Source organism: Variovorax sp. 01T439_2 (genome assembly GCF_056398445.1).
The window spans coordinates 1-5,644 of sequence record NZ_JBFTPJ010000331.1; the positions used below are offsets into that span (position 1 = coordinate 1).

Sequence of the window (5,644 nt, forward strand, 5' to 3'; positions counted from 1 at the left end):
GATCCTTCCGCCGCAGACCATTTCGCTGGGCGCCTACAAGTACCAGGAAAACATCAATGCGGCCGCCGGCTACAACGCGGGCGTCGCCCCGGTCGGCAGCGGGACGGGCGGGGCGACCGGCAAGGGCGCGGTGGGCGGCGGCCAAGGGCCGGCCACCATTGTCGAAGTGCCGGCGAATGTGGGCGACACAGTCAAGGTCGACGGCCAGAGTGCTGGCAGCGCGACAGGGTCGACCGGACCCGATGGCACGACGGCAACGCAATTGGGTACGGGCGCCACGGACGTAGGTGCCAACGGAGCTGCGACCGGCACCGCTTCGTCGGCCCAAGCCGGCGCAAGCCGGACCGTCCCGATGGTCGTGCGCACCAGCATGCCCAACGTGCGTATCCCGAATGCCAGCCTGTTCAACCTTCGTGCCGGTCCGGGCAGCTACCTGATCGAGACCGACCCGCGCTTCGCCAACTACCGCAACTGGCTCAGCAGCGATTACCTGCTGAACAGCCTCGGCCAGGACCCGAGCAACATCCTCAAGCGCCTGGGCGATGGTTTCTACGAGCAGAAGCTGATCCGCGAACAGGTGGCGCAACTCACAGGCTATCGCTACCTGGATGGCTACAACAGCGACGAAGACCAGTACATGGCGCTGATGGACGCCGGCGTGATTTTCGCGAAGCAATACGGATTGCGCCCGGGCGTGGCGCTGAGCGCGGCGCAGATGGCGCAGCTGACCAGCGACATCGTGTGGCTCGTCGAACAGACGGTGACCTTGCCGGACGGAACGATGCAACGCGTGCTGGTGCCTCAGGTGTATGTGCGTGTGCGGCCAGGCGATATCGACGGTTCAGGCGCATTGTTGAGCGCGGATGCCGCCATCATCAAGAGTTCGGGCGATGTCACCAACACGGGCACCATCGCCGGACGGCGTCTGGTGTCGATCACGGCCGAGAACGTCAACAATCTTGGTGGCCGCATCTCGGGTGGCAGCGTTGCCCTCGACGCCAGGTCCGATCTGAACAATATCGGCGGCACCATCGATGCGCGGGACGCGGCCATGCTGACTGCCGGCCGGGACATCAACATCCGAACGACCACCCAGAGCACGGGCGGGCTGTTGAACAACACGGCCGTGGACCGTGTGGCCGGGGTCTATGTCAGCGACCCTGGCGGAGTCCTGCTGGCCTCCGCGGGGCGCGATGTCAACCTCGTCGGCGCGGTCCTCGCCAATGTCGGCAAGGACAGCCGAACCTTGGTCAATGCGGAGCGGGACGTCAACCTCGGCACCGTCTCTGAATCGAGCACCATCTTCGCCAGCGGCGGCAACAAGGGCCGTAGCTTCAGCGCCGTGTCCTCGCAGAGCCGCGAAATCGGCTCCACCATCGTGGGCAGCGGCAGTGTCGCCATCACCGCGGGCAACGATGTCCGAGCACGCGCCGCTGACGTGTCGGCCGGAGGCACCCTGGCGGTCACCGCTGAGCATGACATCCGCATCGATGCCGGACAGTCAAGCCAAGCAATCCTGACAACCAGCAACTCCTCACGCAAAACGCTCACTTCAAAGAGCAGCAGCTCCGAAATCAAGGCGCAGAGCGACACCACCGTGCTTGGCAGCAACTTCTCCGGGCAGAACGTGGTGATGTCCGCGGGCAATGACCTGGGCGTCCGCGGCAGTCGAGTGTCTGCAGAGAGCCAACTCGTGCTGAGCGCGGGTCGCGATGTGCGCATCGAGAGCGCGCAGGAGCAACATGCGACCGGCAACGTTTCGAGAAGCAGCCAAAGCGGCTTCAACGGAGTGAAAGACAGCCTGCTGTACGGAAAGGGCTACAGCAGCAGTTCCAGCAATCGCAACGAAATGAGTGCTGGCACGACACAGGTCGGCAGCACCATCAGTGGCGGCAGCGTCAGCATCGATGCTGGGCGCGATGCCCAGATCGTGGCGAGCAATGTACTGGCCGACACGAACATCGCCATTACTGCCGGCCGTAACATCGACGTGCTGGCGGCTCAGGATACCTCTGTGTCGGCAACTGCCAGCAGCGGCAAGAGCCGCAGCTTCAGCCCGTCGCCAGGCCTTGCGCCACGCCATACGGCCTACAGCAATGTGAAGGGTTCGGAGGACGGTACGGGCGAGTCCAGCACCGCCGTCACAAGCCTGATCAGTGCCAACGGCGGCAATCTCACCATGGTGGCTGGCCTGGACTCCAAATATGCGGGCACTGGCCAAGGCAACATCACGGCCGAAGGCGCGGATCTGCTGGCCAAGAACAAAGTCGCCTTGTCTGGCAATGCAGTGAACCTCAACGCCGCCACGTCCAGCGGCAGCAGCAAGCACCACGCAGAATCCAAGAGCCACACCATCGGTGCGCAGCTGAGCGGCATCGTGGGCAGCGCGATCACCAGCKCCTACGATGCGGCGCAGGAGTCGCGCAAGACCRATGACAGCCGGCTGAAGGGCGCCTTGGAACTCAAGGCTGGGTACGACGCCTACAAGCTGGCCACCGATGGGGCGTTAGGGAATGGCATCCAGGGACTGACGGCTGCGGGCACCGGCGGCGACCCCAGCGGTGCGGCCTTTGGTGTGAGCGTGAGCGAAAGCCGCACACGTTCGCGTAGCGACACGGCCGAGGTCTACAGCAACCAGCGCGGCACCAACATCCAGGCCGGCAGCATCGACATCACCGCGCGCGAGACCGACATCAACATGCAGGGTGCCAAGCTGCAGGCTCGCGATATCGCGCTGGACGCGAAGCGCGACATCAACATGCTCGCCGCGGAAAACAAGGCGGCCACCCTCAGTACCAATTCGGGCAGTTCGCTCGGCGGGGGCGTGACCTTCGGCTTCGGTTCGCAGAACGGCTTCAGCATCCAGGTCAATGCCGGCAGCAACCAGGGCAAGGCCACGGGCATCGAGACGCGCCACGACAACACCCTCATCACCGCCACCGACTCCGTGAAGATCAAGAGCGGCGGCGACGTGAACATGAAGGGGGCGCAGATCACGGCCGATTCGGTCAAGGCCGACATCGCAGGCAACCTGAACATCGAGAGCCTGCAGGACAGCACCACCTACAACAGCAAGCAGAGCAGCAGCGGAGTCGCGCTCAGCCTGTGTATTCCGCCGATCTGCTACGGTCAGTTCGTCTCCGCCACGGTCGATGCCTCCAAACAGAGAGTCGACCATAACTACCGCAGCGCCACCGGGCAAAGTGGCATCGCTGCGGGCAATGGCGGCTACGACGTGTCGGTCAAGGGCAACACCGACCTGAAGGGCGGCGGGATCACCAGCACAGCGCCCGAAAGCAAGAATAGCTTGGTCACTGGGAGCCTCACGACCAGYGATCTGCAGAACCGGCAGAACACCAATTCAAGCAGCAGCGCCGTCAGCCTGAGCTTCAGCTATGGCACGGGTGCAGCGAACAACGTGCTGAGCAACGTAGCTCGGAGCGCGACCAACACCGTGCTGGCGAATCTGAACGGAGGCAAGGGACTGCCTGCGGATAACAGCCAGTCCAGCCAGACCTTGAGCGTGATCAGCCCGGGCAACATCAAGATCGTTGGCACAGGCGTCAAGGAGATCGACGACAAGAGCAACGCCAACGTGGCCACTCTGACAACTAGGGATCCGGTTACGGCCAACGGCGCGCTCGTCAATACGCTGACCTTGCAACAGGCCAAGGAGATTCCGAGACTGCAGCAGCAAGCGCAAGATCATCAGCGCGCAGCTCAGCTCGTGGGCAGCGTTTTGAGCGGCGTGATTGGAGACGTGAGCCAGTCGTTAAATCAACAAGCGCAGGCCCAAGAGAATGCAAGAGCGCTCGCTGCTGGAGAAGCTCCACGGACTGTGACCAACTTTGCAGATGGTTCGTTGGAAAAAACTGTACTGCACGGGATTGCCGGGTTCATCCAGGCCAAAGTCGGCGACGGCAGCGGTTTGGCGGGGGCCGCTGCTGGTGTTGTCAACGAGCAGTTGCTGCCTGCGATGGAGAAATACTTAAAGGAGAACGGCTATGACTACAACGACCCTTCGTTGACGGTTGAGCAAGCTGCACAGAAGAAGAGTGACTACAGCGCGCTATTGACGGCCGCTTCGACTTTGGTGGGTGCGGCTGTTGGCACGGTGGCTGGCGGAAGCTCGAGTGCCGGCGTCGGCGCGACAGTTGCCAACAATGCAACGGTCAACAATTTTCTAAAGCACGACCAAGTGGCCGCGATGAAGAAGGAGTTCGCGGCGTGCAGGGCCAAGGGGGAGTGCAATGATGAGGAAGTCCGAGCGATCGCGGGCAAATATGCTGCCCTCTCGCAGAAGAACATCGATCTGATCAAGTCCTACATCAAGGCCGGCGACGTCGCCAGTGTCAGTGCCTTGGAAAGCCAAGCAGCCAGTGCTGCCGACGTGGATTCGGCCATCCCGTTTGGCTATGCCCAGATGTCAACCGTATTCCAAGGCTGGCAGAACAACGTGAACGTCTTGGGCACAGTTGGCGGGGTGGGGGCACTGGGTGGCACTGACGTCCAACAGGCACTGGAAGTAGCGAAGTTCCGACAGACCTACTGCGGAGGGCTCAGTGCTGGAGCTTGCGACGCAAGGGTGGACGACGCTATTGCCGACAGAGCGACGCGTGCCTTGATACTCGGAGCCACCACCGTCGCGATTCCGACGGCCATACAGGCCCTAGGAGGATTACGCCCTGTCAGCCCCTCCAGGAATTCTGTTCGGCCAACGGAGATCACCAGCGACGGGGATCTTTCAAATGTCTATTCGACGCAGAATCAAACCGTCGTCCATATGCCCATCAGGGGCACTTCCATTGAGGACATTTCTGGGGCAACAGTATTCACGATGCCCCCACAAGGACAAAGAATCTCGGGGCAAAACGCCGGGGTGCGGCTTGGGGCTTGGGGTGAAGGTCCGAGCGGCCTCGGTACGGAGATCATTGAGCAACTGTCGCCAGGGACCAGGCCCCTGCAAACCGGCGGAGGCTATGGTGTGGATAGCATTGGCGGGAAGATTAATACGGAGAACAAGACAATTCCCGCATTCGAGATCAAAACGACTGATACCGGGAATCGGCAGCCTGTCGACAAACCAAAGCCGCTTCCTGAACGAGTGAATGATTGGGTCAATGAAGCCGCGAATACAGGCATGATCAGTGGACAGCGCGTTAGCGCAGCTGATAGGGCGTATGCAAGGGGGCTACAAAATTTGCTTCGCGAAGGCTATACGATTCAACCTTACGTAGTTGAAGTCGCTGTCCCACCGCAAGGGCAGAGTGCGCGTCCGACAGTAACCGTAGTTCCGTGGCCTGTTCCCAAGGGGTTACCACGTCCTGGCACCGCACCTTGATCATTTTCGACTCCGAGGAGAAATCTTGCACATCGACCCACCGCTCGTAAAGACACTCGATTCCTGGCCTTCGTTGAAAAAACACCTTCGGATGAATGAAGAGTGGCTGCAGTCGTTTGAATCATCTGACCTTCAAACTCTTGGCGACTACGCGAGCACGGGACGAATTGTTCACACATCCATATTGACGGGTCATGAGGAAGTGGTGAGTCATCCCTCGCGATCCGCGTTTCTAAGTGGGGCGCTCGAAACGACGTCGATAGCAAAGGTAATGCATGGGTGCCGACTGGCGCCTGCTGATAC

The 5,644-nt window shown here is 61.3% G+C and carries 2 protein-coding genes; both read left to right on the plus strand.

Annotation, left to right across the window (positions count from 1 at the left end; translation table 11 throughout):
- A partial coding sequence (locus AC1DOC_RS16705) for a hemagglutinin repeat-containing protein (RefSeq protein WP_478130110.1) occupies positions 1–5,341 on the plus strand: 5,341 nt, incomplete at its 5' end.
- A 25-nt stretch (positions 5,342–5,366) separates the two neighbouring features.
- A partial coding sequence (locus tag AC1DOC_RS16710) for a hypothetical protein (protein WP_478130111.1) occupies positions 5,367–5,644 on the plus strand: 278 nt, incomplete at its 3' end.